This is a genomic window from Streptomyces sp. NPDC022910, from assembly GCF_055561075.1.
Genome location: NZ_JBVHHL010000041.1, coordinates 32,726 through 59,471, shown reverse-complemented (window position 1 = coordinate 59,471; position 26,746 = coordinate 32,726). Strand labels below are relative to the sequence as shown.

General features: G+C 70.5%; 24 protein-coding genes, 1 tRNA gene and 1 pseudogene. 15 read left to right on the top strand and 11 right to left on the bottom strand.

The window, feature by feature from the left end:
* Nucleotides 1–5: 5 nt before the first annotated feature.
* The gene (locus tag ACZ3TS_RS30275; RefSeq protein ID WP_467624158.1) at nt 6–1,478 is read left to right on the top strand and encodes an aminopeptidase P family protein; all 1,473 of its coding nucleotides are present in this window, start codon (nt 6–8) and stop codon (nt 1,476–1,478) included.
* A gap of 69 nt (nt 1,479–1,547) precedes the next feature.
* Entirely contained in the window at nt 1,548–2,942 is a 1,395-nt protein-coding gene (gene pdxR / locus ACZ3TS_RS30270) for a MocR-like pyridoxine biosynthesis transcription factor PdxR (RefSeq protein ID WP_467624156.1), read from the top strand.
* On the opposite strand, the gene ACZ3TS_RS30265 is transcribed toward pdxR, so the two are convergent.
* The 3 genes and pseudogenes from ACZ3TS_RS30265 to ACZ3TS_RS30255 form a co-directional block, all read right to left on the bottom strand.
* Nucleotides 2,931–3,767, bottom strand: a complete 837-nt coding sequence (locus ACZ3TS_RS30265) for a triphosphoribosyl-dephospho-CoA synthase (RefSeq protein WP_467624153.1) — start codon at nt 3,765–3,767, stop codon at nt 2,931–2,933. The genes pdxR and ACZ3TS_RS30265 overlap by 12 nt on opposite strands.
* A gap of 10 nt (nt 3,768–3,777) precedes the next feature.
* Nucleotides 3,778–4,771, bottom strand: a pseudogene (locus tag ACZ3TS_RS30260) (intradiol ring-cleavage dioxygenase).
* Nucleotides 4,772–4,925: 154 nt separating this feature from the next.
* Entirely contained in the window at nt 4,926–5,381 is a 456-nt protein-coding gene (locus ACZ3TS_RS30255; protein WP_467624151.1) for an ATP-binding protein, read from the bottom strand.
* A gap of 242 nt (nt 5,382–5,623) precedes the next feature.
* Here ACZ3TS_RS30255 and ACZ3TS_RS30250 point away from each other — a divergent pair, with 242 nt between their 5' ends.
* The 9 genes from ACZ3TS_RS30250 to ACZ3TS_RS30210 all read left to right on the top strand — a co-directional run bounded on the left by ACZ3TS_RS30250 (nt 5,624) and on the right by ACZ3TS_RS30210 (nt 15,818).
* The gene (locus tag ACZ3TS_RS30250; RefSeq protein WP_467624149.1) at nt 5,624–6,445 is read left to right on the top strand and encodes a hypothetical protein; all 822 of its coding nucleotides are present in this window, start codon (nt 5,624–5,626) and stop codon (nt 6,443–6,445) included.
* Nucleotides 6,446–6,591: 146 nt separating this feature from the next.
* On the top strand, nt 6,592–7,341 hold the full coding sequence (locus ACZ3TS_RS30245) for a YcnI family copper-binding membrane protein (protein WP_467624146.1): 750 nt from the start codon (nt 6,592–6,594) through the stop codon (nt 7,339–7,341).
* A 106-nt stretch (nt 7,342–7,447) separates the two neighbouring features.
* Nucleotides 7,448–8,122 carry an SCO family protein gene (locus ACZ3TS_RS30240; RefSeq protein WP_467624144.1) on the top strand — a complete coding sequence of 225 codons (675 nt, stop codon included), beginning with the start codon at nt 7,448–7,450 and terminating at the stop codon, nt 8,120–8,122.
* On the top strand, nt 8,119–8,580 hold the full coding sequence (locus ACZ3TS_RS30235; protein WP_467624142.1) for a copper chaperone PCu(A)C: 462 nt from the start codon (nt 8,119–8,121) through the stop codon (nt 8,578–8,580). The genes ACZ3TS_RS30240 and ACZ3TS_RS30235 overlap by 4 nt, the downstream gene beginning before the upstream one ends.
* A 94-nt stretch (nt 8,581–8,674) precedes the next feature.
* A complete protein-coding gene (locus ACZ3TS_RS30230) occupies nt 8,675–10,708 on the top strand; it encodes a copper resistance CopC/CopD family protein (RefSeq protein ID WP_467624185.1) in 2,034 nt (677 codons plus the stop codon).
* A gap of 7 nt (nt 10,709–10,715) precedes the next feature.
* Entirely contained in the window at nt 10,716–12,110 is a 1,395-nt protein-coding gene (efeB, locus tag ACZ3TS_RS30225) for an iron uptake transporter deferrochelatase/peroxidase subunit (protein ID WP_467624140.1), read from the top strand.
* Nucleotides 12,111–12,257: 147 nt separating this feature from the next.
* Nucleotides 12,258–13,190: a prephenate dehydratase gene (gene pheA, locus ACZ3TS_RS30220; RefSeq protein ID WP_467624137.1), complete on the top strand. Its 933-nt coding sequence runs from the start codon at nt 12,258–12,260 to the stop codon at nt 13,188–13,190.
* Between the two features lie 535 nt (nt 13,191–13,725).
* A complete protein-coding gene (gene serS, locus ACZ3TS_RS30215) occupies nt 13,726–15,003 on the top strand; it encodes a serine--tRNA ligase (RefSeq protein ID WP_467624135.1) in 1,278 nt (425 codons plus the stop codon).
* Entirely contained in the window at nt 15,000–15,818 is an 819-nt protein-coding gene (locus ACZ3TS_RS30210) for an HAD family hydrolase (RefSeq protein ID WP_467624133.1), read from the top strand. Before serS ends, ACZ3TS_RS30210 begins: the two co-directional genes overlap by 4 nt.
* Nucleotides 15,819–15,888: 70 nt before the next feature.
* Here the strand turns inward: ACZ3TS_RS30210 and ACZ3TS_RS30205 are convergent.
* From ACZ3TS_RS30205 to ACZ3TS_RS30180, 6 genes are all read right to left on the bottom strand, one after another.
* Nucleotides 15,889–15,974: transfer RNA gene (locus tag ACZ3TS_RS30205), tRNA-Ser, on the bottom strand.
* A gap of 278 nt (nt 15,975–16,252) precedes the next feature.
* A complete protein-coding gene (locus ACZ3TS_RS30200) occupies nt 16,253–16,492 on the bottom strand; it encodes an SGM_3592 family protein (RefSeq protein ID WP_467624131.1) in 240 nt (79 codons plus the stop codon).
* A 174-nt stretch (nt 16,493–16,666) separates the two neighbouring features.
* Nucleotides 16,667–17,386, bottom strand: coding sequence for an ABC transporter permease subunit (locus ACZ3TS_RS30195; RefSeq protein ID WP_467624129.1), 720 nt, complete (start codon nt 17,384–17,386; stop codon nt 16,667–16,669).
* A 10-nt stretch (nt 17,387–17,396) separates the two neighbouring features.
* The gene (locus ACZ3TS_RS30190) at nt 17,397–18,308 is read right to left on the bottom strand and encodes an ABC transporter ATP-binding protein (RefSeq protein ID WP_467624127.1); all 912 of its coding nucleotides are present in this window, start codon (nt 18,306–18,308) and stop codon (nt 17,397–17,399) included.
* Nucleotides 18,305–19,213, bottom strand: a complete 909-nt coding sequence (locus tag ACZ3TS_RS30185) for an ABC-2 transporter permease (RefSeq protein WP_467624125.1) — start codon at nt 19,211–19,213, stop codon at nt 18,305–18,307. Before ACZ3TS_RS30185 ends, ACZ3TS_RS30190 begins: the two co-directional genes overlap by 4 nt.
* Nucleotides 19,203–20,165: an ABC transporter ATP-binding protein gene (locus ACZ3TS_RS30180; RefSeq protein ID WP_467624183.1), complete on the bottom strand. Its 963-nt coding sequence runs from the start codon at nt 20,163–20,165 to the stop codon at nt 19,203–19,205. Before ACZ3TS_RS30180 ends, ACZ3TS_RS30185 begins: the two co-directional genes overlap by 11 nt.
* Nucleotides 20,166–20,422: 257 nt before the next feature.
* Between ACZ3TS_RS30180 and ACZ3TS_RS30175 the strand changes: the two genes are divergently transcribed.
* From ACZ3TS_RS30175 to ACZ3TS_RS30165, 3 genes are all read left to right on the top strand, one after another.
* On the top strand, nt 20,423–22,177 hold the full coding sequence (locus ACZ3TS_RS30175; RefSeq protein ID WP_467624122.1) for an SDR family oxidoreductase: 1,755 nt from the start codon (nt 20,423–20,425) through the stop codon (nt 22,175–22,177).
* A 437-nt stretch (nt 22,178–22,614) separates the two neighbouring features.
* Nucleotides 22,615–23,175 (top strand): RNA 2'-phosphotransferase, encoded by a 561-nt coding sequence (locus ACZ3TS_RS30170; RefSeq protein ID WP_467624120.1) that lies wholly within the window; start codon nt 22,615–22,617, stop codon nt 23,173–23,175.
* 77 nt (nt 23,176–23,252) lie between these two features.
* Nucleotides 23,253–23,510, top strand: a complete 258-nt coding sequence (locus ACZ3TS_RS30165; RefSeq protein WP_467624118.1) for an LLM class flavin-dependent oxidoreductase — start codon at nt 23,253–23,255, stop codon at nt 23,508–23,510.
* Nucleotides 23,511–23,551: 41 nt separating this feature from the next.
* On the opposite strand, the gene ACZ3TS_RS30160 is transcribed toward ACZ3TS_RS30165, so the two are convergent.
* Both ACZ3TS_RS30160 and ACZ3TS_RS30155 read right to left on the bottom strand, forming a co-directional pair.
* The gene (locus ACZ3TS_RS30160) at nt 23,552–23,953 is read right to left on the bottom strand and encodes a DNA-binding protein (protein WP_467624116.1); all 402 of its coding nucleotides are present in this window, start codon (nt 23,951–23,953) and stop codon (nt 23,552–23,554) included.
* A complete protein-coding gene (locus ACZ3TS_RS30155; RefSeq protein WP_467624113.1) occupies nt 23,950–24,198 on the bottom strand; it encodes a hypothetical protein in 249 nt (82 codons plus the stop codon). The genes ACZ3TS_RS30160 and ACZ3TS_RS30155 overlap by 4 nt, the downstream gene beginning before the upstream one ends.
* A 260-nt stretch (nt 24,199–24,458) precedes the next feature.
* Between ACZ3TS_RS30155 and ACZ3TS_RS30150 the strand changes: the two genes are divergently transcribed.
* Nucleotides 24,459–26,693 (top strand): IS1096 element passenger TnpR family protein, encoded by a 2,235-nt coding sequence (locus ACZ3TS_RS30150; protein WP_467624111.1) that lies wholly within the window; start codon nt 24,459–24,461, stop codon nt 26,691–26,693.
* Nucleotides 26,694–26,746 lie beyond the last annotated feature (53 nt).

Genomic DNA, 26,746 nt, shown 5'->3' with positions numbered 1-26,746 from the left:
TGACCGTGGCCGACGAGCTCACTCCGGAGACCCCGGAAGAGACCGAAGAGCCGATCAAGCAGCGCAAGAACGGCCTGTACCCGGGCGTTTCCGACGAGCTGGCCGAGAACATGAAGTCCGGGTGGGCCGACACCGAGCTGCGTGGACTGCAGCCGATCGCCCAGGCCGCCGAGACCGCCGCCCGTCGCGCCGCGCTCTCCGCGCGCTTCCCGGGCGAGCGTCTGGTGATCCCCGCGGGCAATCTGAAGACCCGCTCGAACGACACGGAGTACCCCTTCCGTGCCTCCGTCGAGTACACGTACCTCACCGGCAACCAGACCGAGGACGGCGTCCTCGTCCTGGAGCCGACCACCCCCCCGGACGGGAAAAGCAGCCACAAGGCGACGATCTACCTGCTGCCCCGCTCAGACCGGGAGAACGGCGAGTTCTGGCTCTCCGGCCAGGGCGAGCTGTGGGTCGGCCGACGGCACTCGCTCGCCGAGTCGGAGGCGCTGTACGGCATCCCGGCCGCCGACGTACGTGAGCTGGCCGACCAGCTGCGCGAGGCCACCGGCCCGGTGCGCGTGGTGCGCGGCCACGACGCCGGCATCGAGGCCGCCCTGAACGACAAGGTCACCGCCGAGCGCGACGAGGAACTGCGCGTCTTCCTCTCCGAGGCTCGGCTGATCAAGGACGACTTCGAGATCGGCGAGCTGCAGAAGGCCGTCGACTCGACGGTCCGCGGCTTCGAGGACGTGGTCAAGGTCCTCGACAAGGCCGAGGCCACCTCCGAGCGCTACATCGAGGGAACGTTCTTCCTCCGCGCACGTGTCGAGGGCAACGACGTCGGCTACGGCTCGATCTGCGCGGCGGGCCCCCACGCCTGCACACTGCACTGGGTGCGCAACGACGGCCCGGTCCGCTCCGGCGACCTGCTCCTACTGGACGCGGGCGTGGAGACGCACACCTACTACACCGCGGACGTCACGCGCACGCTGCCGGTCAACGGCGCCTACAGCGAGATCCAGAAGAAGATCTACGACGCCGTCTACGAGGCCCAGGAGGCCGGTATCGCGGCGGTGAAGCCGGGCGCCAAGTACCGCGACTTCCACGACGCCGCGCAGCGCGTGCTGGCCGAGAAGCTGGTCGAGTGGGGTCTGGTCGACGGCCCGGTGGAGCGCGTCCTGGAGCTGGGCCTTCAGCGCCGGTGGACCCTGCACGGTACGGGCCACATGCTCGGCATGGACGTCCACGACTGCGCCGCCGCCCGGGTGGAGACCTACGTGGACGGCACCCTGGAGCCGGGCATGGTGCTCACGGTCGAGCCGGGCCTGTACTTCCAGGCTGACGACCTGACCGTTCCGCAGGAGTACCGGGGCATCGGCGTCCGCATCGAGGACGACATCCTGGTCACCAAGGACGGCAACCGGAACCTCTCGGCGGGCCTTCCGCGGCGCTCCGACGAGGTCGAGGCATGGATGGCCGCCCTGAAGGGCTGATACGGGAGCGAATGGCCGGGTACCGATGGGAGGTACCCGGCCATTCGCATGACGTACGGGGGGATTTCGTTGGTCACAGGACCCGGTTCCGCGGACGAGTTCTGGTCCGGTGTCGGTGTCGACCTGCATCTCGAGCCGGACGCGGCGGACGGGCGCCGGGCCGGTCTGGAGCGGGCGCTGCGGGATGCCGTACGGGACGGTCGGCTCGCACCCGGTGCGCGGCTGCCGGCGACCCGGCGGCTCGCGGCCGAGTTGGGCGTCTCCCGGGGCACGGCGAAGGCGGCGTACGACCAGCTCGTCGCGGAGGGGTACCTGACGGCGCGGCAGGGCTCGGGCACCCGGGTCGCGGCGCTCCCCGCGCAGGCGCCGGCGCGTGCCGACGGTGCTCCACGCGCGCGTGCTCCGCGATTCGACCTGCGACCCGGCAGCCCGGACGTCGGCGCCTTCCCTGCGGCGGCCTGGCTGCGGGCGCTGCGCCGGGCGATCGCGACGGCGCCGTCACTCGCGTACGACTACGGGGACCCGCGCGGCCGCATCGAACTGCGCACGGCGCTCTCCGGCTACCTGGGACGGGCGCGAGGCGTGATCGCGCCGCCCGAGCGGATCGTGATCACTTCCGGGTATGTGCAGGGGCTCGCCCTCCTCACGCGCGTGCTGGACGGCGCGACCGTCGCCATGGAGGACCCGGGGCTGCCGTTCCACCGGGACGTGGTGCGGCGGGGCGGCGGAAGCGTGGTGCCGCTGCGCGTCGACGAACGGGGTGCCTGCCCCGAGGACTTGGCGGACGAGGCGGCCGTGGTGGTGACACCGGCCCATCAGTACCCGACCGGGGTCACGCTGCGTCCGGAGCGGCGGCGGGCGCTGACGGACTGGGCACGCGCGCGGGGCGGACTGGTCGTCGAGGACGACTACGACGGGGAGTTTCGCTACGACCGGCAGCCCGTCGGAGCGCTCCAGGGGATGGCGCCCGGTCACGTCGTGTATCTGGGCACCGCCTCCAAGACGCTCGGTCCCGCACTGCGCCTGGGCTGGATGGTGCTGCCGCCGCACCTGGTGGACGCGGTGGCCGACGCCAAGCTGCACAGCGACCACCACACCGAGTCCATCGGGCAGTTGGCCCTCGCCGAACTGGTCGACAGCCATGCCTACGACCGGCACGTCCGTGCCTCCCGGTTGCGCTACCGGCGCCGCCGCGACCAGCTCCTCGACCGGCTGGGGGCGCAGCGGCACGTCCGGGGGATCGCGGCCGGGCTGCACGCTCTGGTCGACGTCCCCGACGAGGAGACGGTGGTGGCGCGGGCCGAGGCCCAAGGGCTCGCGGTGGGACGGCTCGGCGACCACTGGCACTCGGCGGGCGAGGGTCGGCCACAAGGGCTGGTGGTGGGGTACGGGACACCCAGGGAGCGCGTGTATCCGGAGGCGCTGGAGGTGCTCGGTCAGGCGCTGGAGGGCCTAGATGCCTGACGGCACCGGCGCCGGCACCGGGAGGGAGTCGACGAACAGCGTGCCCGCGAGCAGCGCCGCGCTCCCCCGGGGGTTCCAGCCGAGCCCCTGGAGATCGGCGTCCAGCGCGGCCAGGGACCGGCGCCCGGCCTCCGTCGCCGTACCGCCCGCCTCCAGTACGCCCCGTGCCCCGGCCTGCACCTGGCGCAGGCCGGGCGGACCGGCCGCGTACAGCAACTCCGTGTCCTGGAGCGTGGACATGATGGTCAGCAGGGCGTCGAGCCGGGCCTCCGTCTCCGATGTCCCGGCGGACCGCGCCGCGCCGAGTGCGTCCAGCGCCCGGCGCACGTGGGGGAAGCCGGCGCGCGCTTCTCCTCGCGCGCCGGCCGCCCCGTACCGGGTCGAGACCGACGAGCCCCGGGAGGGCCGCCGCGGCGCCCCGCGGTCCCGGTGCGTGGCGATCCGCTTGGCCGCGGCCGCGACCTCCGGCCCTTTGGCCGCCGGCTCCAGCGCGGCACCCGCGACCAGCAGGCCGAGCACCCACAGGGCGCCGTGGTGGCCTCCGCCTGCGAGCCGCACGGAGTGCTCGGTGGACCGTCCGATCGCGCCGAGTTCGGCACGGAGTTCCGGCGTCGCCGCACCGGTGCGGCGGGCGGCCGCGGCCATCGCCGCGAGGCCGGGCGCCAGTGCCTTGGCCGACCAGCGCAGGGCGCGGTGGTCCTGCCCGCCCGCGCGGACGGCGAGATCGCGCGGATCGGACAGGCCGGGCTTGGGGGCCAGTTCCACCTGCCGGATCAACGCGGCCACGGCGGCCTGAGCCAGCGCCTCGTCCTCGCGGCTGCTCATCGGGCGGGCCTCAGGAGGAGGCCGACGCCGACGGGGACGCGCTGTCGCTCGGGGTGCCGCTCGGCGGCATACCGGTCGGAACATCGCTGGGCGCGCCGCTCGGGGGCGTGCCGGTCGGGGCGTCGCTGGGCGCGCCGCTCGGGGGCGTGCCGCCGTTGCCGCTGCCCGCGCCGGCGTTCTCGGCGTCGGGGTCGATGCCGAGTGTGATGAAGCCCTTGTAGCCCTTGGACGGGTCGGCCTTGTGGACGGGCTTGAGGGTCAGCAGGCCGCTGGAGGCGCCGCCGCCGTCGTACACCATGTCGTTCGCGAGCTTGGTGTAACTCCCGGTGTGCTTGGAGTACGGCTCCAGCGCGAAGACCGCCTCGGCGGTGTCGTCGTCGAAGAAGAAGCTGGCCGGTGTAGTTGACCTTGCCGCCCTCGTAGGTGCCGTCCTCCTTCTGACCGCCGGTGTGCACCTTGACGTGGATGTGGCAGGTGCGGGGCGTGTACCAGCCGGGGAAGATCGTCTCGAACTTCACGACACCGTTGCCGTTGGCGATCTGGTAACCGCGCAGGTAGGTCTGGTCGTTGGCGGTCGACCCGTCCTCGCTCTCGGCGGGCGCGGAGCCGCCGGGGTTGGCGGTGGTGTAGCCGGAGTAGTAACCCCAGGCGTCGCAGTGCCAGATCTCGACGGCCGCGCCGGCGACCGGGTCGCAGGAGTCGGTGGTGTCCTGGACGGCGATCCGCAGGGTGAGCGGGACGCCGCTCTTGCCCTCGGTGATGTCCTTCCGTACGAGAGCCCCGTCGAGGTAGTACGGCCCCTCGGTCACGCTCGACATGAGCACGCACTGCCCGCCGGTGGTCGAGGTGGCCGTGGCGGACGCCGCCTCGGCCTCGGTGGTCGTCTCGTCGGCGAACGCGCCCTGGTATCCGGCGACCACGAGCCCGCCGGCCGCGACGGTCCCGCCGGTCACCGCGAGGGCGCGGCGCCGGGTGATGGAGGTGTCCCTGTGGCTTCCAGTCATGGTCGGGAAACTATGAACGGCACCCGTCGGTGCCATGGGGCAGGGCTGTGGGAAGCATAAGAGTTCTGAGAAACCTGAAGTCGGGCCGGAACCGCTGAGGCGACCGGCAGGCACGGCCGGTGGAGGCGACGGGGCTGATGGCCCGTCAGGCCGACTACACAGCCACCAGCGGAGAGTCCTTCTTCCATTTCAGGATCTTGTCGAAGCTCACCACCGCCCCGCCCCGGTCCGGCTTGTTGCCGATGTGGACGTGGTCGGCGAGTTCCTGGATGAGGCAGAGGCCACGGCCGTGCTCGGCGTCGGCGCGGGCCGGCCGGATCGCGGGACGAGCTCTGCCGGAGGGGAATCCCGGTCCCGAGTCGGCGACTTCGATGCGGCACTTCTCGCCGTCGAGGTAGGCCGTGACCCGGTACGCCCCGGACGTACCGCCGTGTGCGGCGTCGCCGCCGTGCTCGACCGCGTTGGCGCAGGCCTCACTGAGGGCGACGGAAAGGTCGTAGGAGATGTCCGGGTCGACGCCCGCGGTCTCCATCGTGCCCAGAAGGAGCCGTCGGGCGAGTGGCACGCTCGCAGCTTCGCGCCGCAGATGGAGTGACCACCAGATGCTCATGCTCCAGCCTCCTGGCCGCGGCTCGACATACCGTTACGTATTGCCGCGCGTACCCGAGTGCAATCGCCCGACGAACGAGATCCCGCACATTCGGCGGATGCGCCGGGGCCCGGGATCGGTGTATGCGCAGGCGGCGCCACGAGAACGTGATGTTCCGGATCACCCATCCGATTACCGTACGGATGGCACCTTGCGGACCTGCCGTACGGAGCCGGCCGGTCCAGTGGGATGATGAGGCCGCCATGAGTGCCCCCCACCAGCGCACGGCGCGCACCGGATGCGATCTCCGGATTCTGCGGGCCGCGGTGTTCGCCGCGGTCTGCGTCGTGCTGGCCGCGGCGGGGCACGGGATGGCCTCCTGCGCCACGGTTCCACTGTGGACGCTGGGCGCCGGCTTCCTCGCCGTGTTCGCCGTCGCCGCCCCGCTCGCGGGGCGGGAGCGCTCACTGCCGGGCATCGCCGCCGTCCTCGCGGTGGGCCAGGCCGTGCTGCACACGCTGTTCGGGCTCGGACAGCACCCGGGTGGCATGTCGATGACGTCGAACGCGATGTCCACCGCCGACGCCACCCTCGTGGCACGGGCCGCGCACATCATGTGCGGCGCCACCGCGGCGACGATCTCCCCCGCGCAGGCCCAGCGGATCCTCGCCGACGCGCGGCTCGGCACGGGCACGGACATGGCCGCCATGCACCACCCCGCGGACGCCCTGTCGACCGCGGCCGGTTCGTGGCTGTCGGTGCTGCCCTCCGTGCCCATGCTGCTCGGTCACGCCCTCGCGGCCGTCGCCGCCGGATGGGTGCTGCGCCACGGGGACATGGCGCTGCTGCGGCTCATGCGGCTGTCGGCGCACGGGGTCGCGGAGGGGGCGCTCGTACGGTCCCTGCGATCGGCGTTCACGCTCGTGCGCGCCCTGCTGGCCGGGCTCCCCCGGGCGCCGGAAGCGGGGCCGTGCGCCCCGCGCACCGCCTTCCTCCTCCCGCCGAAGCCGCGCACGACCGCGCTGCAGCACACCGTGGTCCGGCGCGGACCGCCATCCTCCGCTTCTCACGTCCTCGCTGCCTGACGCGACGCGCCACTCCACTCGTCCTTGCGGAGGGGCTGCCGTCGTGCGGCACGCCCGCGTGCCCGTCCTGTGCCACGCCCGTGGTCACTCCTGCGCACGCGCACCCTCTTCCCAACGGACTCACTCGGAGTGGAGTGCTCTCTGCCATGAAGGCCATCAAGGTTCCCCTGAAGGCTTCTCGCGCCGCAGTCGTCGGTGCCGCCGCCGCATCGGCCGTCCTCGTCCTGTCCGCACCCGCGTTCGCGCACGTGAGCGTGCAGCCGCAGGGCGAGGCCGCCAAAGGCGGCTACGCGGTCGTCGACTTCAAGGTCCCGAACGAGCGTGACGACGCCTCGACCACCAAGCTCGAGGTCAGCTTCCCGACGGACCACCCGCTCGCCTCGGTGATGCCGCAGCCGATCGACGGCTGGAAGGTGCAGGTCACCGAGTCCAAGCTCGACAAGCCGCTCACCCTGCACGGCGAGCAGATCGACGAGGCCGTCACCAAGGTCACCTGGACCGCAACCGGCAAGGGCATCGAACCGGGCTACTTCCAGAAGTTCCCGCTCTCCGTCGGCCAGCTGCCCGAGGACACCGACCAGCTCGTCTTCAAGGCCCTGCAGACGTACTCCGACAACGAGGTCGTCCGCTGGATCGAAGCGCAGAAGGAAGGCCAGGAGGAGCCCGAGAACCCGGCACCGGTGCTCGAACTGACCGCCGCCGCCTCCTCCGGTCACCACGGCTCCACGGCCGAGGACGCCTCCGCCACCTCGGCCCCCAAGGACACGGCGGCCGAGACGTCCACCGACGGCAGTGACACCACCGCCCGCGTCCTCGGTGTCGTGGGCATCGCCGTCGGTGCGGCAGGCGTCGCGTACGGCGTACTGGCCGGCCGCCGGCGCACCACCGGGGCCTGAGGTCCGACTCACCTCCGGGCACGCGCCGGGCTCGTACGACATCGCCATGGTGTATGGCGCACGACCCCGGCGCACACCGGAGCACTCACATCTGGGACATTTCTCTATGCGCAAGAAGAAGACGCTCGCCGCGGCGGCCCTCCTCGCCGCCGCCGCGTTCACCCTCTCCGCCTGTGGATCCGGCGACAGCGGCAACAAGCCGGTCGCCGAGGTCTCCGCCGAGTCCGGCTCGGACCAGGCCGCGACCGTGCTCGACCAGCCGTTCGAGAAGCCGGACCTCGTCCTCACCGACACCCACGGCAAGAAGTACGACCTCCGCACGGAGACCAAGGGCAAGCCGACCCTGGTCTACTTCGGCTACACCCACTGCCCCGACATCTGCCCGCTGACGATGAACAACCTCGCCGTCGCCAAGAAGGAGGTGGAGAAGAGCAAGCAGCTGACCCAGGCGCAGAAGGACTCGCTGCGGATCGTGTTCGTCACCACCGACCCGGAGCGCGACACGCCCACCGCGCTCGGCACGTGGCTCAAGGGCATCGACCCCGATGTCGTGGGCCTGACCGGCGACTTCGCCACCATCCAGGCCGGCGCCCGCACCCTCGGCATCAGCATCGAGGCACCGAAGAAGGAGAAGGACGGCAAGATCGTCTCCACCCACGGCACCCAGGTCATCGCGTTCTCGCCGAAGACCGACGGGGGTTATGTGGTCTACGGCGAGGACGCCACCGTCGACGAATACACCAAGGACATCCCCAAGATCATCAAGGGGGAGAACCCGTGAACCACCGTCTCGGCCGTCCGGCCGCGGTGATAGCGGCCGGACTGGTGCTCGCGGGCTGTGGCGGCTCGGCCGGGGCGTCCTCGGCCAGGCCCGAACTGAAGGTCACCGGCGCCTACATGCCCGCCCCGGTCACCAGCGACATGGCGGTCGGCTTCTTCACCGTCACCAACTCCGGGGGCGCCGACACCCTCACCTCCGTCACCAGCGGCCTCGCCGATGACGTCACGCTGCATGCCACCAAGGGCGGCGAGATGGAGGAGGAGAAATCGTTCGCCGTGCCCGTGGACGGCAGGCTCGACTTCGCGAGCGGCGGCAACCACCTCATGTTCGAGAAGCTCACCCACAAGCCGAAGCAGGGCGAGAGGGTGTCCGTGCAACTGCACTTTGCCAAGTCCGGAACGGTCACGGTCGAGATGCCGGTGAAGTCGGCGACGTACAACCCGAAGACCGGGCACTGAGAGAGGGATCACCGTGACGCAGGCCATCGCTCCCGGCGGACACGTCCAGGGCAACATCCACACGGCGTTCCCACGCACGCTCCGGACCCGTGCGATCCGCGCGCTGCTGGCCCTGCTGCTCGCCGTCGCGGGCGCGCTGTTCGGCGGGGCCGCCCCCGCCTCCGCGCACGCCGCGCTGCTCGGCAGCGACCCCGCCCAGGGATCGGTGGTCGACAAAACTCCCGCACAGGTCACCCTCACCTTCTCCGAGACGGTGGCGCTCTCCGACGGCTCACTGCGGGTCCTCGACCCGAGGGGACAGCGCGTCGACACCGGCGAGGCGTTCCATCTGACCGGCACGATGTACGGCGTGAAAGTGCGCGCCGGACTGCCCCGCGGCACCTACACGGTCACCTACCAGGTGGTGTCCGCGGACAGCCACCCCGTCTCCGGCGCCTTCACCTTCTCCGTCGGCGCCCCGTCCGCGACCACGGTCGCCACCTCCGGCCAGACCGCGGGCGGCGGGGTCGTCGGGGGGCTCTACGGGTTCGCACGGTATCTCTCATACGCCGGGTTCATGGTGCTGATCGGCGGCGCGGCCTTCGTGCTGGCCTGCTGGCAGCAGGGCGCGGGGGTGCGGGCGGTGCAGCGGCTGGTGGCCTCCGGGTGGGTGGCGCTCACCTCCGCCACACTCGCGCTGCTGCTCCTGCGCGGCTCGTACACCGGCTCGGGGAAGGTCGCCGACATCTTCGACCTCTCCCTGATCGGGCAGGTACTGCAGACCAAGGCGGGTGCGGCGCTGGTCTCCCGGCTGCTGCTGCTCGCGGCGGCGGCGTTGTTCATCGCGGTGCTCTTCGGGGCGTACGTGAAGCGGGACACGGACGGTGAGGCGAACGCGCCCGTTGGCCCTGACGGCGTGAAGGGCACGTCGGGTGACGACGCCTCCGAGGCCACGGACCGGGCGGCCGAGAAGAAGGACCTCACCTTCGGACTCGCCATCGGCGGGACGGTCGTCGCGGCGGGCCTCGCGGCGACCTGGGCGATGGCCGAGCACGCCTCGACCGGCGTCCAGACCGGCCTCGCCATGCCGGTCGACATCCTCCATCTGCTGGCGGTCGCCGTCTGGCTGGGCGGGCTCGCGACGCTGCTGGTCGCGCTGTACCGGGCACCGTCGATCCAGACGGCGACCGTGCGGCGCTTCTCGCGTCTCGCGTTCGGGAGCGTCGTGACGCTGACGGTGACCGGTGTCTACCAGTCGTGGCGCCAGCTCGGCTCGTGGTCGGCGCTGACCGGCACGGCGTACGGACAGCTGCTGCTCGTGAAGGTCGGTCTGGTCGCCGTCCTCGTCGGCATCGCCTGGATCTCACGGCGCTGGACGGCGCGCCTGGCGGATGTGCCGGCCGCGGCGGTGCCGGCGCAGAGCGCGACGGAGAAGACGCGGGCGACGGTGACGGCGAGGGCGTCGGCCCAGGGAGGCGTGTCCGCGAAGAGCGGGAGTGCCGAGGCGGCTTCCGGCGCGAGCAGGGGCTCGGGAGCTTCCCGTGATGGCGACGGCTCCGGGAGTGGGGCCCCCGGCGCGTCCGAGCGCGCTGCCCAGCTGGCGCGACAGCGGGCCGCGATGGCCGCCGCGCGGGCCAGGCGGTTGCGGGACGCCGACCCCGCCCGTTCGGGGCTGCGCCGCTCCGTGCTCGCCGAGGCGGCCGTCGCGATCGTGGTGCTGGCCGTCGCCACCGCGCTGACGACCACCGAGCCGGGCCGCACGGAGGAGGCTGCCAAGGCCGCCACCGCCTCCGTGTCGCAGCGGTCAGGCCCCCTGTCGCTGAAGATCCCCTTCGATACGGGCGGCCAGGACGGCAAGGGCAGCGTGCAGGTCACCCTCGACCCGGCCCGCGTCGGCGGCAACGAGATGCACGTCTACGTGGCGCGCCCGGACGGCAAGGCCTTCGACGTTCCCGAGGTGAAGGTCGCCTTCACGCTCGAGGCCAAGAGCATCGGCCCGCTGCCCGTCGTGCCCGACCGCATCGCCGCCGGACACTGGTCGACGAGCGGCGTGCAGATCCCCATGGCGGGCGACTGGAAGATCGCGGTGACCGTGCGGACCTCCGACATCGACCAAGTGACCGTCACCAAGAACGCGAAGATCGGCTGAACCACACATGGCTGACCAGTCCACGCCGGAAGCGCCCTCCGAGGGCATCCCTCCCCAGAAGGGCAAGGGCCGCCCCGCCGCGAAGGGCGCCCTCAGGGACCCCGTTCCTGGCAGGAGCACCCCAGGGGATGCCTCTTCCGGCAAGCGCACGCCGGGGGACGCCGTTTCCGACGACGACACCTCCAGAGGCGTGATCTCGCGGAGGCGGCTGCTCGGAACGGCGGGCGCCACCGGGCTCGCGCTGGGAGCGGCGGGCGGGGCCGCCGGATACGCCGCGGCGCCCTCCGAGAAGACCACGCCCCTGACCTCGCTCGGCGCGGACCGGGTGACGTTTCACGGGAAACATCAGCCAGGCATCACCGACGCCCTCCAGGCCCGCGGCCACCTCGTCGCCTTCGACCTGGCGGCAGGCGCGGGCCGCAAGGAGGCCGCCGCCCTGCTGCGCCGCTGGTCGGCCACGGCCGAGCAGCTGATGGCGGGCCGAGCGGCCACGCACGACGACACCGACGTCGCCCGTGACGCCGGCCCGTCCTCCCTGACGATCACTTTCGGCTTCGGGAACAGCTTCTTCTCCCGTACAGGACTGGAGAAGCAGCGCCCCTCCGCCCTGGACCCGCTGCCCGACTTCTCCTCCGACCACCTCGACAGGTCCCGCAGCAACGGCGACCTGTGGGTGCAGATCGGCGCCAACGACGCCCTCGTCGCCTTCCACGCCCTGCGAGCGATCCAGAAGGACGCCGGCAGCGCGGCGCGGTTGCGCTGGCAGATGAACGGCTTCAACCGCTCACCGGGCGCGACCGCGCACCCCATGACGGCACGCAACCTGATGGGCCAGATCGACGGCACCCGCAATCCGAAGCCGACCGACACGGACTTCGACCAGCGCATCTTCGTGCCTTCGTCCGGTGACCCCGCGTGGATGGCGAACGGCTCGTACGCCGTCGTACGCCGTATCCGCATGCTCTTGGACGACTGGGAGAAGCTCTCGGCCAAGGCCCAGGAGGAGGTCATAGGGCGCCGCAAGGCGAACGGGGCGCCGCTGAGCGGCGGCAGCGAGACAACCGCGATGGACCTGGAGAAGACCGGCACCGACGGCAATCCGGTCGTGCCCATGAACGCGCACGCACGCATCACCCGCCCCGACCAGAACGGGGGCGCCGCGATGCTGCGGCGCCCGTTCTCCTACCACGACGGCTTCGAGGCGGACGGGACGCCCGACGCGGGCCTGCTGTTCGTCTGCTGGCAGGCCGACCCGCTGCGCGGCTTCGTCCCCGTGCAGCGCAAGCTCGACCGGGGGGACGCGCTCTCGCAGTACATCCGCCACGAGGCGAGCGGCCTCTTCGCGGTGCCCGGCGGTGCGGCCGACGGGGAGTACGTGGGGCAGCGGCTGCTGGAGGGATGACGGACGCGGGAGGCGCCCGTCCGCGGTGGCTTCCAGGGGCCTCCGAGTGTTCTACGGGCCCCATCCCCAGGTGTGGGCGTCCCCCGGAGGGGCGGCCGTGTCCACAGGTGTGAGCCGAGAGGTGTCAGGGCCAATTAGGGTGAGGTCATGCCAGCCAGCTATGCGTATCTCGGTCCCGAGGGCACCTTCACCGAGGTCGCCCTGCGTACGCTGCCCGAGGCCGCCACCCGGGAGCTCGTCCCGATGGTGTCGGTCCCGGCGGCGCTCGACGCCGTCCGCAGCGGCGAGGCCGAGGCCGCCTTCGTACCGATCGAGAACTCGGTGGAGGGCGGAATCACCACCACGCTCGACGAGCTGGTCGCGGGCGAGCCGCTGATGATCTACCGCGAGGTGCTCCTCTCGATCACCTTCGCGCTGCTGGTCCGGCCCGGTACGAAGCTCTCCGAGATCAAGACGGTCACCGCGCACCCGGCCGCCCAGCCGCAGGTGCGCAACTGGCTCAAGGCCAATCTCCCGGACGCCGTCTGGGAGTCGGCCGCGTCGAATGCGGACGGCGCACGCCTGGTCCAGGAGGGCCGCTACGACGCCGCGTTCGCGGGCGAGTTCGCCGCCGCGCGCTACGGCCTCAAGGCGCTGGTGACCGGCATCCACGACGCGGAGAACGCGCAGACGCGGTTCGTGCTGGTCGGCAGGCCCGCCCGGCCGGCGGCACCGACGGGCGCGGACAAGACGTCCGTCGTGCTGTGGCAGAGCGACGACCACCCCGGTGGGCTGCGCGACCTGCTGGGTGAGTTCGCCGTCAGGGGCATCAACCTGATGCTGCTGCAGTCCCGCCCGACCGGTGCGGGCATCGGGAACTACTGCTTCTGCATCGACGCCGAGGGCCATATCTCGGATCGCCGGGTGGCCGAGGCCCTGATGGGGCTCAAGCGCATCTGCCTGCAGGTGCGGTTCCTCGGGTCGTATCCGCGCGCGGACATCAAGCCGGACGACGTCCGGGCCCCGCTGCCGGGGACGTCGGACGACGAGTTCATGACGGCGGCGGACTGGGTGGCCCGCTGCCAGGACGGCCGGTTCTAGGTTGCCGGTGCCAGGACTTCCGGTCCTACCTGCAGATTTTCACTGTCCACAGAAGTTATCCACAGGTGGGCATCTCGACCTGGGGACAAGTCGACACCATGGCATCGAGCAGTCGACAAATCTCTCTAAGGACCCCCTTCCGTCCACCGCCACGTCCGCAACAGTTGTCCACCTGTTTCTTTCGATCAACACTTTCGGGCGACCCTTTTACACCTGAAAGTGCAGCTAGTTCGGTTTTGAACCGGGAATTCTGCCCTCAAGGGGCGACCTTCGGAATGATCACCTCCGGAATCCACAGATCTTCCACACAGCCTGTGGATAACTCAATGGCCCTTGTGGACGCCTGTGGACAAGCGCACCCCAAATCCCGGTCTTCCCAAGGAAGTCGGGTCAATGATCCACAGCCGGAGTGCCCCTTTCAGGGGGTCGGCGCCCCTCTTCTTGACACGCAGCGTAAGTGGCGCATAACGGACCATGCGCCACGCATCCGAATACAGAGTCGTGAGCCGGAACTCCGCACCGGTAGCCTTGAGGGGTGATTGACCTTCGCCTGCTCCGTGAGGACCCCGACCGTGTTCGCGCCTCCCAGCGCGCCCGTGGAGAGGACGTCGCGCTCGTCGACGCCCTCCTCTCCGCCGACGAGCGGCGCAGGTCGTCCGGCGTCCGCTTCGACGAGCTCCGCTCCGAGCAGAAGGCGCTCGGCAAGCTGATCCCCAAGGCCTCCGGCGACGAGAAGGCCGAACTGCTGGAGAAGGCGAGCCGGCTGGCCGCCGAGGTCAAGGCGGCCGACGCCGAGCAGCACGAGGCCGAGGAGGAGACCAAGCGGCTCCTGGGCCAGCTCGGCAACCTGGTGCACCCCGACGTCCCGGTCGGCGGCGAGGAGGACTTCGTCGTCCTGGAGACGCACGGCACCATCCGCGACTTCGGCGCCGAGGGCTTCGAGCCCAAGGACCACCTGGAGCTCGGCGAGGCGCTCGGCGCGATCGACGTCGAGCGTGCGGTGAAGGTCTCCGGCTCGCGCTTCTACTACCTGACGGGCGTCGGCGCCCTGCTGGAGCTGGCGCTCGTCAACGCGGCGATGGCACAGGCCGTGGAGGCCGGGTTCACCCCGATGCTGACGCCGGCCCTGGTCCGCCCGCGCGCCATGGAAGGCACCGGCTTCCTCGGCCAGGCCGCCGAGAACGTGTACCACTTGGAGAAGGACGACTTCTACCTGGTCGGCACCTCCGAGGTCCCGCTCGCCGCGTACCACATGGACGAGATCGTCGACGGGGACAAGCTGCCGCTGCGCTACGCGGGCTTCTCGCCGTGCTTCCGCCGCGAGGCCGGGACATACGGCAAGGACACGCGGGGCATCTTCCGCGTGCACCAGTTCGACAAGGTCGAGATGTTCTCGTTCGTCGACCCCGAGGACGCCGAGAACGAGCACCAGCGGCTCCTGGAGTGGGAGAAGCAGTGGCTGACCTCGCTTGAACTGCCGTTCCAGGTGATCGACGTGGCGACGGGCGACCTCGGCGCCTCGGCCTCGCGGAAGTACGACTGCGAGGCCTGGATCCCGACCCAGGGCAAGTACCGCGAGCTGACTTCGACCTCCAACTGCGACACCTTCCAGGCCCGCCGTCTCTCGGTGCGCATGCGGGACGGCAAGAAGGTACAGCCGCTCGCGACGCTGAACGGCACGCTGTGCGCCGTGCCGCGCACGATCGTGGCGATCCTGGAGAACCACCAGCTGGCCGACGGCTCCGTGCGGGTGCCGGAGGTCCTGCGCCCGTACCTGGGCGGCCGGGAGCTGCTGGAGCCCGTGGCCAAGTGAGCACGGCCGAGCCCGCCGGTTTTCCGTACAAGCTGATCGCGACCGACCTCGACGGCACGCTCCTGCGCGCCGACGGGACGGTCTCGGAGCGCACACGCGAAGCGCTCACCGCGGCCACCGCGGCGGGTGCCGCGCACATCGTCGTCACCGGGCGCGCGGTCCCCTGGACGCGCCACGTCCTCGACGACCTCGGCTACCGGGGCCTCGCGGTGTGCGGCCAGGGAGCGCAGGTGTACGACGCGGGGGAGCACCGGCTGCTGACGTCGCTGACGCTGGACCGGCAGACAGCGGGTCTCGCGCTGGCGAAGATCGAGGCCGAAGTCGGCCCGCTGCTGCTGGCGGCGAGCCGGGACGGACTGGACGGAGAGGTTCTGGTCGGCCCCGGTTACCGGGTCCATGAGGGGCCGCTCCCTTACCAGCCGATCAGGGACGCGGCAGACCTGTGGTCGGCGCCGCTGAACAAGGTGTACCTCCAGCACCCGACGATGGGCGACGACGAACTGGCCGAGGCGGCGCGGCAGGCCGCCGGCGGCCTGGTCGGGGTGACGATGGCGGGCGAGGGGATCGTGGAGATCCTCCCCCTGGGCCTGACCAAGGCGACCGGACTGTCGCTGGCGGCCCGCCGCCTCGGGGTGAAGGCCGCCGACACGATCGCCTTCGGTGACATGCCGAACGACCTCCCGATGTTCGCCTGGGCGGCCCGCGGCGTGGCCATGGCCAATGCCCACGAGGAACTCAAGGCGGTCGCGGACGAGGTGACGCTGTCCAACGAGGAGGACGGCATCGCGGTGGTGCTGGAACGGTTGCTCGGGTAGCGGGTGCGCCAAGCTGTGCGCCGACGTACCTTCAGTCAGGAATTCCCCTGGTCACAGCCATAGCGTCTCGCGGAGGATGCGCGGATCGAACGCGCGCGGGGACTGACCCCGACCACGGCTTAGCAAGCCGGTGCCTTACCACTCGGCCAATCCTCCGGGTGGGCGGCCCGCGCGAATCCATTCGCGCGCTCGAAGCGGCCGCCCCGGGCAGCTCCCCGTACGGGCGGGGCTCGACGGAGGGGTAACTACTCCGGAGCCCGCCGCGGGCTGCCCTGACGGGAGCCCGGCGAACTGTCGTGCATGGACATCGCCCGGCTCCTCTCCCAGAACGTGGCGCCGGCTCGATCCGGCGTCGTGGACATCACCACTGTGCCCGCCCACCCCATCGGGCGCCACTGAATAAATTCCGCCTGCCGCGAGGGGGCGCACCACCGCTACCGGCGGCGCCACCTGCGGCGGCGCGCCTTGCTGAAGAACCAGCCGGCGGGTGGCTCGTCGGAGCGCCAAGGCTGGGGCTCGGGTGCCTGGTTGCGCCAGCGCGCGGCCAGCATCCGGGCGCGCGCCGAAGGCTCCGCGGTCGGCGCGGACCGTATGAAGTCCTCGTCGAACACGACGCCGTCGAAGGTGTCCCCGGCCTCGCCCGCCCCGTCTCCGTGTGGTGCCTGCGCTGCCATCCCCGTTCCTTTCCGCTGTGCGTCCCCTTTGCCCAAGTGTGCCCAGACAGGTGTGAAGCCGCTGTCAGCAATGCCTTCGAACAAGGCAAGAACGACACGACGGCTGAGGTGGGGGCGGGCCGCTTCCGCGGACGTACCCCCACCGGAGTCCGGGCCGAAGCCGCGAAGGGGTGGTTACTCCTCGCCCGCCAGCGTCAGCGTCCGCAGCTTCTGTCCCGCGTACCAGGTGGCGGCCACGGTCACCACGATCAGCAGCACCGTCGCGGTCGTCAGCCCCACGTCGGAGGTGACGAGGGAGCTGTCGGAGACCTTGTGGGCCACGGCGAGCGCCCACTGCTGGACGCTGAGGGTGCGCGCCCCGGAGACCAGCGAGCCGAAGAGCGCCTCCCAGACCAGCGCGTAGACCAGTCCGAAGACCACCGCGTGCCGGCTCACCGTGCCGAGCAGCAGGAACAGCGCGGCGTACGCGATGGACGCGACCAGCGCGGCGACCGTGTACGCGACCGCGATCTGCTGGCCGTTGCCGTTGAGGATCATTCCCGCGAGGAACGTCGGCAGCGCCGAGAACGCCATGGTGACGGCGATCGCGACGATCAGCTTGGTGAAGATGATCGTGGACCGCTTCACCGGCTTGGCCAGCAGGTACACCACCGAGCCGTCGTCGATCTCGGGTCCGATCGCGCCGGTGCCTGCGATGACGCCGATGATCGGCACCATGGTGGCGAGGGCGAACCCACCGAGGACGTCGTGGGCCACCTGGTCGTCGGCGCCGGTCAGCGTCCGGACGACCGCGGAGATCACGATCAGCAGCAGGGGCAGCGCGCCGAGAATGAGGGCCCGGCGGCGGCCGAGCAGGCCCCGGTAGGTGAGCCGGGCGACTGTGGGGTCGTACATCTTCGGCCTCCTACGCCGCGACCAGATACGAGAAGACGGACTCGAGGGACTCGTCCGACGGCGAGACCGTGAGCAGCCGGATGCCGTGATCACGGGCGACCTTCGGCAACAGGGCCGTGAACCGGCCGAAGTCGACCGCCTGGATGCGCAGCGCGCCCTCGGTGAGGTCGACTTCGATACCGGAGGTCGACGGGTCGGCGATCAGGGCGGCCGCGAGCGCGCGGTCGTCGCTGGAGCGCACCAGATAGCGGTGCGGGCGGTCGGTCATCAACCGGCGGATCTTGCGGAAGTCGCCGCTCGCCGCATGCCGTCCGGCGACGATCACCTCGATGTGCGAGGCGAGTTGCTCGACCTCTTCGAGGATGTGGGACGAGAAGAGCACCGTGCGGCCTTCGGCGCCCATCCGCTTCAGCAACTCCATGAGCTGCATGCGCTGGCGCGGGTCCATGCCGTTGAAGGGCTCGTCGAGCAGCAGCAGCGACGGGTCGTGCACGAGGGCGGACGCCATCTTCACGCGCTGACGCATGCCCTTGGAGTACGTGGAGATCTTCCGGTCCTGCGCGTACTCCATCTCGACCGTGGCGAGGGCGCGCTGGGCTGCCTTGGCCCCCAGTCCGTGCAACTCTGCGTTGGCGACGACGAATTCGCGGCCGGTGAGGAAGTCGTACATCGCCTCCCGCTCGGGGACGATGCCGATGTGCTTGTAGATCTGCTCATTGCGCCACACGGGCTGTCCGTCGAGGGTGACGGAGCCGGTGGAGGGAGCCAGGAAGCCGCCCATCATGTTGATGAGGGTGGACTTCCCGGCGCCGTTCGGGCCCAGCAGACCGGTGACTCCGGGGCCGACGGTCATGGTGACGTCGTTGATGGCGACCACGTTGCCGAACCAGCGCGAGACGTGGTCGATGGAGAGCGTGGTCACAGTCCGGCCTTTCGGTAGCGGCGCATCAGCAGGCCGTAGCTGCCCGCGACGAGTCCCAGGACGACGAGGAGGAAGACGACTCCCTGCGCGGCCGAGGGTCCTTCCCCTCCGGGGTAGGAGGAGGACGCGCCGAGGAAGGCGGTCTGTACGCCGTCGATGAGCGTGACGGGCGAGAACAGGCCCATCCAGACGATGGCGGTGGAGTTGCCCGACTGCGCGTCCGCGATGGCCTGGATCGTGGAGACGGCTCCGTACGAGATGGTCAGGACGGCGATGACGGCCGCGATGCCGAACCCGCGCCGGGGGGTGGCCGCCGCGATGACCAGGCTGATTCCGGAGAACAGCAGGGAGAGCAGGGCCACCGAGGCCAGTGCCTCGGCGAATCCCTTCGTCTGGTGGCCGAAGTCCAGCTTGGCGAGCAGCGCGCCCACGTAGAGGACGAGCAACGGCGCGGCCGTCAGGATGAACATCGCCGAGGCGAGGGCCGCGTACTTGGCACGGACGTAGTCGGCGGTCTCGATGGGCCGCGAGAAGTACAGCGGCACGGTCTTGAAACGCAGGTCGCGGGAGACCGATTGGGGCGCCTGCGAGGCGACGTACAGACCGATCAGGGCCTGCATGATGATCGCGTAGCGCGTGTACTCGACGGGCAGGTCCTTCGCCTTGGTGGCCACCGCGACCGCGACCATGATCAGGGCGGGCGCGCACATGACCACGAACAGCAGCATCGGCAGCACCTTGGACTTCACCGAGCGGCCGAGGCCGTAGGCGCCGCGCAGGGACATCGAGTACAGGGAACGGCGGGCGTAGGCGCGGCCGAGGCGCGGGCCGTCGTACGCGCGGTAGCCGATGTTGTGGATCCGGGTCTGCTCGGCCTTCCGGGCCGTGGGCTGCTCAACCGCCATGGCCGACCGCCTCCTTCCGCTGCTCGTCGCTGTCCTTGAAGACTTCCGCGATGTGGTGCCTGCGCTGCTCCATGCGGACCAGGCCGAGGCCGAGTTCGGCGACGACGTCCCGGACGAGGTCGTACGTCTGCTCGCCTTCCGCGGTCAGCAGCAGGATGTGTCCGGCGCCCGGCAGCCCGCTGCCGTCGTGCGCGGTCACCCCGCGCGCGTGGAGCGCCTCGCGCACCGCGCGGGTGCCGTCCGGGTGCTCGTCGGTGTCGGTGACCTCGATCGCCAGGGTCGTGGTGGTCTGGGTGAAGTCCCGCGTGGAGCTGGAGCGCAGGAGCTTGCCGCCGTCGACGACGACGACGTGGTCGCAGGTGCGTTCCAGCTCGCCGAGCAGATGGGAGGTGACCAGCACCGAGATGCCGAAGTCGGTGTAGACACGGCGGATCAGGCCGAGCATCTCGTCGCGGCCGACCGGGTCCAGCCCGTTGGTCGGCTCGTCCAGGAACACCAGCTGCGGGTCGTGGACGAGCGCCTGGGCGAGCTTCACGCGCTGCTTCATACCCGTCGAGTAGCCGCCGATCGGGCGGTAGCGCTCCTCGTAGAGGCCGACATGGCGCAGGGTGTCCGCGGTGCGCTCACGGGCGGCGGCCGGGGGCAGACCGGACATGCGCGCCATGTGGACGACGAACTCGGTGGCCGACACGTCGGGCGGCAGGCAGTCGTGCTCCGGCATGTACCCGACGCGCTCACGGATGGTGCCGCCCTCGGTGGCGACATCGAGTCCGAGCACCTCGGCACGGCCCTCGGTGGCGGGGGACAGACCCAGCAGGATCTTGATCAGTGTGGACTTGCCGGCTCCGTTGGCACCGACGAGCCCCGTCACACCGGGTCCGACGTCCACGGAGAGCCGGTCAAGCGCGGTCACCCTCGGGAACCGCTTGCTCAGGCTTTCGGTCGCGATCACAGTCACATCATCGACCGTAGTGACACAGGCCACGCCCGTCGTCAGACCGCAGAGCAGTCTTGGAGTCAGACTCCAGTCGTACGGGTCCTTAGGGGTCCCCCTGAAGTCGAACATGCGCGGGCTTTTCCACAGGCCGGGACAGCACTGTTGACGCATTCTCTAACAACTGCGAGATTCGCCGTTGTCACGTTACGGGCACGTACCGCAGTCGAGGCCGACTGGTGGGGCGGTGACGTGCCGCTCTGGGCGGAGGACAAGTGACTCTCACAGGGGCGCGCGAGCGCCGGGTGCGGACGGGCGGAGTCGAGCTGTGCGTCGCCGAGTCGGGGGATCCCGAGCGGCCCACGGTGGTGCTCGTGCACGGCTATCCGGACAGCAAGGAGGTCTGGTCGGAGGTGGCCACCCGCCTCGCCGACCGTTTCCACGTCGTGCTGTACGACGTCCGCGGCCACGGCCGGTCGACGGCACCGGAGCCGCTGCGCGGCGGGTTCACGCTGGAGAAACTGACGGACGACTTCCTGGCGGTGGCGGACGCCGTCAGCCCCGGCCGGCCGGTGCACCTGGTGGGGCACGACTGGGGTTCGATGCAGTCCTGGGAGTTCGTCACCGTCAAGCGCACCGAGGGACGGATCGCCTCCTTCACGTCGATGTCCGGACCGTCCCTGGACCACTTCGGTCACTGGATCAAGGAGCGGGTGAGCCGTCCCACCCCACGCCGGTTCGGCCAACTGCTGGGCCAGGGCGCCAAGTCCTGGTACGTGTATCTGCTGCACACGCCCGTCCTGCCGGAACTCGCCTGGCGCGGCCCACTGGGCAGACGCTGGCCGAAGATCCTGCAGCGCGTCGAGAAGGTGCCCGGCGGTGACTATCCGACCCCGTCGCTGCCCAAGGACGCGGCCCACGGCGCCTGGCTGTACCGCGACAACGTACGGTCCCGGCTGAGCCATCCCCGCACCGACGCGTACGCGCACGCGCCCGTGCAGCTCATCACGCCCCTCAAGGACGCCTTCCTGTCGGAGCGGCTCTACGACGAGTTGGAGCGGTGGGTCCCACAGCTGACCCGTCGCACGCTGCCCGCACAGCACTGGATCCCGCGCACGCGGCCCGATCAACTGGCCTGCTGGGTGACGGAGTTCGTGAACGCCGTCGAGGGCGGACGGCCCGCACCGGCGGCGAGCGGGCGGCACGCGGACCGGTTCGGCGGGCAGCTCGTGCTGGTGACCGGCGCGGGCAGCGGCATCGGGCGGGCCACCGCATTCGCCTTCGCCGAGGCCGGAGCGCGTGTGGTGGCCGTCGACCGGGATGCGCAGGCCGCAGCCCGCACGGCCGCAACGGCCCGGCTGAGCGGCGCACCCGAGGCGTGGGCCGAGACGGCCGACGTCTCCGACGAGCAGGCCATGGAGAAGCTCGCCGAGAAGGTCGCCGCCGAGTACGGGGTGGTGGACGTGCTGGTGAACAACGCAGGGATCGGGCTGTCCGGCTCCTTCTTCGACACGACCACCGACGACTGGCGGAAGGTCCTCGACGTCAACCTGTGGGGCGTCATCCATGGCTGCCAGCTTTTCGGGAAGCAGATGGCCGGGCGCGGGCAGGGCGGCCACATCGTCAACGTCGCGTCTGCGGCCGCGTATCTGCCCTCGAAAACGCTGCCCGCCTACAGCACCTCCAAGGCGGCGGTCCTGATGCTCAGCGAGTGCCTGCGCGCGGAGTTGGCCGGGCAGGGCATCGGGGTGTCGGCCATCTGTCCCGGCTTCGTCAACACCAACATCACGTCGACCGCGCGGTTCGCGGGCGTGGACGCGGAGGAGGAGAAGCGACGGCAGAAGAGGACGGCTCGCCTGTACGGCCTGCGGGGGTACCCGCCGGAGAAGGTCGCCGACGCGATTCTGGGTGCCGTTGTGCGCGACCAGGCCGTGGTGCCCGTGACCTCTGAGGCACGTGTCGCGCGCCTGATGTCCCGCTTCACGCCGAGGGCGCTACGCGCGATCGCGCGGCTGAACCCGCCGCTGTGACAGTTCATTTGGCGAGCCGGGCGATCGGGTTTACTGCTTCCCTTGGGAGCCGGGGGAGTTGGGACTGCGTGGTGGTCACGCTGCCTAGCTCGTCACTGGGTTCACGGTCTCACTCAAGGAGAGCGCACCATGAGATTGGGTCGAACTGGTGGCGCCTGGCAGCTGGTTGAGCAATTCACGTACGTCCGCGGCCTGTTGGACTCTCCACGGTCTCCTTCTCCAACAGTCCCGAAGTCGAACACCAGTCACTGACACAGCACTTGAAACAGACCGTACACATCACTTGAAATCAGGCGTAGTTGACGAACACCTTTAAATTGACTGCGAGTTGTCCACAGAATTTCCAAGTGCCTTGTGGATAACTCCATTTGGTTGTGGATCAAACATCCGCATCAAAATCATGTGCGTGATCCGTGTCTCTCCCGCACGCTGGAGACATGACAGGAAGGAACGACGAGAGACGCACCGTGAAGGTGTCGAAGTACCTCTCGAAACACCTGCGACACCAGCCGGAGCGGATCGGGCTCACGCTCGACGAGGGGGGCTGGGTGGAGATCGACACGCTGCTCGCCGCAGCGGCCACGCACGGTTTCCGGATCACGCGCGACGAGCTGGACGATGTGGTCGCCACCAATGACAAGAAGCGCTTCGCGATCGAGGGCAGTCGCATCCGCGCCAGCCAGGGCCACAGCATCGACATCGACCTGGGGCTGTCTCCGGCGACCCCGCCCGCGTACCTCTACCACGGGACTGTGGCCCGCAATCTGGAGGCGATCCGCGCGGAGGGCCTGCGGCCGATGAACCGCCACGACGTGCACCTCTCACCCGACCGCGAGACCGCCACGCGCGTGGGCGCCCGGCGCGGCCGACCGGTCATCCTCACCGTGGACGCCGGCGCCATGCACCGTGACGGCCACGTCTTCCACGTCAGCGCCAACGGCGTATGGCTCGCCAAGGCCGTACCACCGCAGTACCTGCGTTTTCCGGTGCCTCACTGACGTCTCGCCTCCGATTCGGTGTCCCTTTGGTCAAGCCTGGGACATGACCACCCCGTACCTCCCCGTACGCTCGAACCATGAGTCTGCGTCTGAGCACCGTGATCCTGCGGTACGTCCGCTGGCACGAGGGCGGGCGTTCCGCGTGGCAGCGTGCGGAGCAGCTCGGCTTCCACACCGCGTTCACCTATGACCACCTGTCGTGGCGGTCCTTCCGCGACGGCCCGTGGTTCGGCGCCGTGCCGACGCTGACGGCCGCGGCCGCCGCCACCGACCGGCTGCGCCTCGGCACGCTGGTGACCTCAGTCAAGCCTTTTTCGCCTACCGCACCTGGGTGATTTCGCTTCGGGGCCGGGAATGAGCGACGGCACTTTCGCACTCAGATGCCGATGACCCGGACGCGGTCACCGCACAGCCGGGCCATGTCATCGACGTCGGACGTCAGCATCGCCACCGGACCCGGCTGGCGCAGTGCCACCTCGGCGACAGTCGCGTCGATCGCGTATTTGTGGCCGTGCAGACCTGCGGCCTTGAGCAGTTCCGCGGACGTTTTCGCCGCGTCCTCGGTCACCGGCTCGACCTTGACGCGAGACAGCACCCACCGCAGCCGGGGCATGTTCACCCGCGCATGGCTGACCTCCACGATGGTGTTGGCTGCGATGACGAAATCGGCACCCATGGCATGGAACACCTGGAACATCGCAAGGATCTTGCGGTCCTGGGCGATCCAGGCAGAGACCCCCTGGGAGTCCAGGACGACGGTCTCGACATGCTCGTTCACGCAGCGCCCGCCGACCCGTCCGCGTCCGTCGTCCCGAAGATCCTGGAACGAGCCTCCGCCAACTCCTCCTCTGTGAATGCCCCGTGTTCCTCCTGATGGCGCAGCAGATCGGCACCGAGCAGCTGGTGCCGCAGCTGCCGCGCCACCGCCTCGGCGACGTAACCGGAGACGTTGTCGGTGAGCTTCCTCAGTTCGGCGACCTGCTCGGTCGGCAGCGTCACCGTGATCCGTGTTGTGTCCGCCATGACGCGAGCATACTGCGATATGCACGTCTGGTGGTCGTCTCGCTCGGCAGGGTCCACACACGGTGGGGCGGTGGGGGTCGGCCATCGCATTGCCTGCACCGCCCGGGAAAGGGCACGAGGGCGCAGGATACCTCGTGCGGGCGGCGCCGAGGCCGAGTGTGCCGTTGGACAGCCGCAGCGACAGCCGGATTTGAGGGTGGCGCGTCGGCGGCACGATGATGGGTTCCGTTCGAACAGCCTCGGTCCGGCGGGAGCGACAGATGCGGCACGACGGGAAGGCAGTCCCGTCCGATCTCCAGTTGAAGATCGTGTTGCACGGCACCAGACCGCCCGTGTGGCGGCGCGTCGTGCTGCCGTCCGACACCTCGGTCGGCACACTGCATGAGGCCATTCAGATCGCCTTCGGCTGGCACGGTGGCCATCTGCACCTCTTCACCGATGACCTCGGCCGAGGGTACGGCGCTCCGGCCGACCTCATGGATCTCGGCTTCGGCAGCGAAGCGCACGACGAGGACGCCACCGCGCTCGGCGACGTGTTGACCGAGGAGGGTGCGCGGCTGCGTTACACCTACGACTTCGGGGACAACTGGGAGCACGGGATCACGCTGGAGAAGGCGCTGCCACGTGCGGCGGGCGCGGAGCGGACGGTGCGGTGCGTCGGCGGGCGTCGCGCCGACGTACCGACGGAGAACATCGGCGGTGTGTGGGGGCTGGCCGAGGTGCTGGAGCTCATCGAAGCCCCGGACGGGGCCGGGGATGGCCCGTACGGTGAACTCGTCGCCGAGCTGCGGGCGGCCGGTTACGATCCGGCGGCCTTCGACCGGGACGGGATCACTGCGCGGCTGGCCCAGTTGACGCCGGACACGGTGTCCGGTACGGCGAAGCCACCGGCCCGTGGCCGCTCCGGACACGGCGGCGTCCGCCGGCTGACCGCCGAGGACGTGGCGTTGTGTACCTGCGGGCAGTGCCGGGTGGGCGATCCGGTCGATGCTGGAGTCGACGGACCGGCCGAGGATGTGCCTGTGCTGCGCCCGGTAACTCTGGCTCCGCAGGAGGATCTTGTCGCTGCCGTGCGGGGTGTCCCGCTCTTCGACGCGGCGCTGCGGCTCGCCGCCTGGTGCCGCGAGGGACGGCAGGTCACCGCGGGGCGGGTGCTGCGGCCCGCGCTCGCCCGTGAGGCCATCGAGGAACTCCAGCTGTGGAAGCTGGCCGATGACGACTCGCCGTACGCCGATGCCGTCGCGCGGGCTCGTGCGTTGAAGGCTCTGCGCAGCGCCAAGGACGTGTCCGTTCTCGACGATCCGTGGTGGCTGGCTGTGGACGGCGGATTGATCGCGATCAGTGGGGGCCGCGCGTGGGGCGGCGCGGTAACCGACTTCGCCGACGCGGACCTTCTTGAGTTCTGGGCCGCCACGATGGGTGATCTGCTGGAGGAGATCGGTGGGACGGGGGTGCTGGACGGGTGGCACGGTGAGCTGGGCGAGCTGACGGCCGAGATCACCGACGGCCTGGTCGGGCTGCTGTACGACGCCCCGGACGACGTCTGGGTGGATGTCGCCGACCTGCGTGCGAAGGCCCGTGAGGCGGGCGAGAACGGGCCGGAGTTCGATCTCTTCCAGGCGCTGTTCGCGGCGTCCTTCCGGGAACTGGGGGAAGGACTCGCCCTGCTGGGTGTGGTGGAGTACGAGCCCGGTGACGGCGACGATTCGGCCGAGGAGGCTGTGCGCACACTCCTGAACGCCATGGGCGGACAGGAGCTGGGCGGTTCGGGAACCTCGTCGGCGGCGTCGGACCGGTCGCGGGACGACAGGCCCGGGGACCGCATGCGGCTCACCCCGCTCGGCCGCTACGGGCTCCGCGCCTACCTGATGGAGCGCGGTGTACCCGCGCCGCTGCTCGGCGAGTACGCCAAGGCGGACGCCTCCGCTCTGCTCCAGGCGCTCCTGGGCTACTCCCCCGAGGAACTGCGCCAGGAGGTCGAAGGGTGGCTGGAACACCGCTCTGCGGCGGACGCCGCGGTGGGGCTGCTCGACGGCTGCGCGGGAGACGGCCCCGAGGCCGCAGCGAAGCGCGCCGTGGCCCAACTGGTGCTGGCGGGCCTCGACGACCCCAGGGCACTGCGAGTGCTGCGGAAGGCAGCGGACTCCGAGGTCGAGGGGTGCCGGCAAGTGGCCACCGCGACCCTGGGCGCACGCCCTGAAGCAGAAGCGCACGTGGACCCGGCGCGGGCGGAGGAGGCCGGGTTGTGGCTGCTCCTTGACGGGCTGTCGGTCCTCGCCGGTGCTCAAGAGAGCGGGGAGCTGGTCCGGGGCTTCCTGGAGAACTGGAACACGGCGCCGGAGGCGCTCGACCAGCGGGTGGACGACCTGTGGCGAGTGGAGCACCCGTCCACCGCCCAGGTGCTCGCCGAACTGAGTGAGGGCCTGCGCGGCGTGGACAAGCAGCTCGCCGAACGTATGCGTACCGCGGCGAACAGGGCGCGCTCCCGCCGGTGACGACGGGGTCCGAACCCGCTGGTGGGTGAGGTGCGGGGCCCGGTGGGCACCGC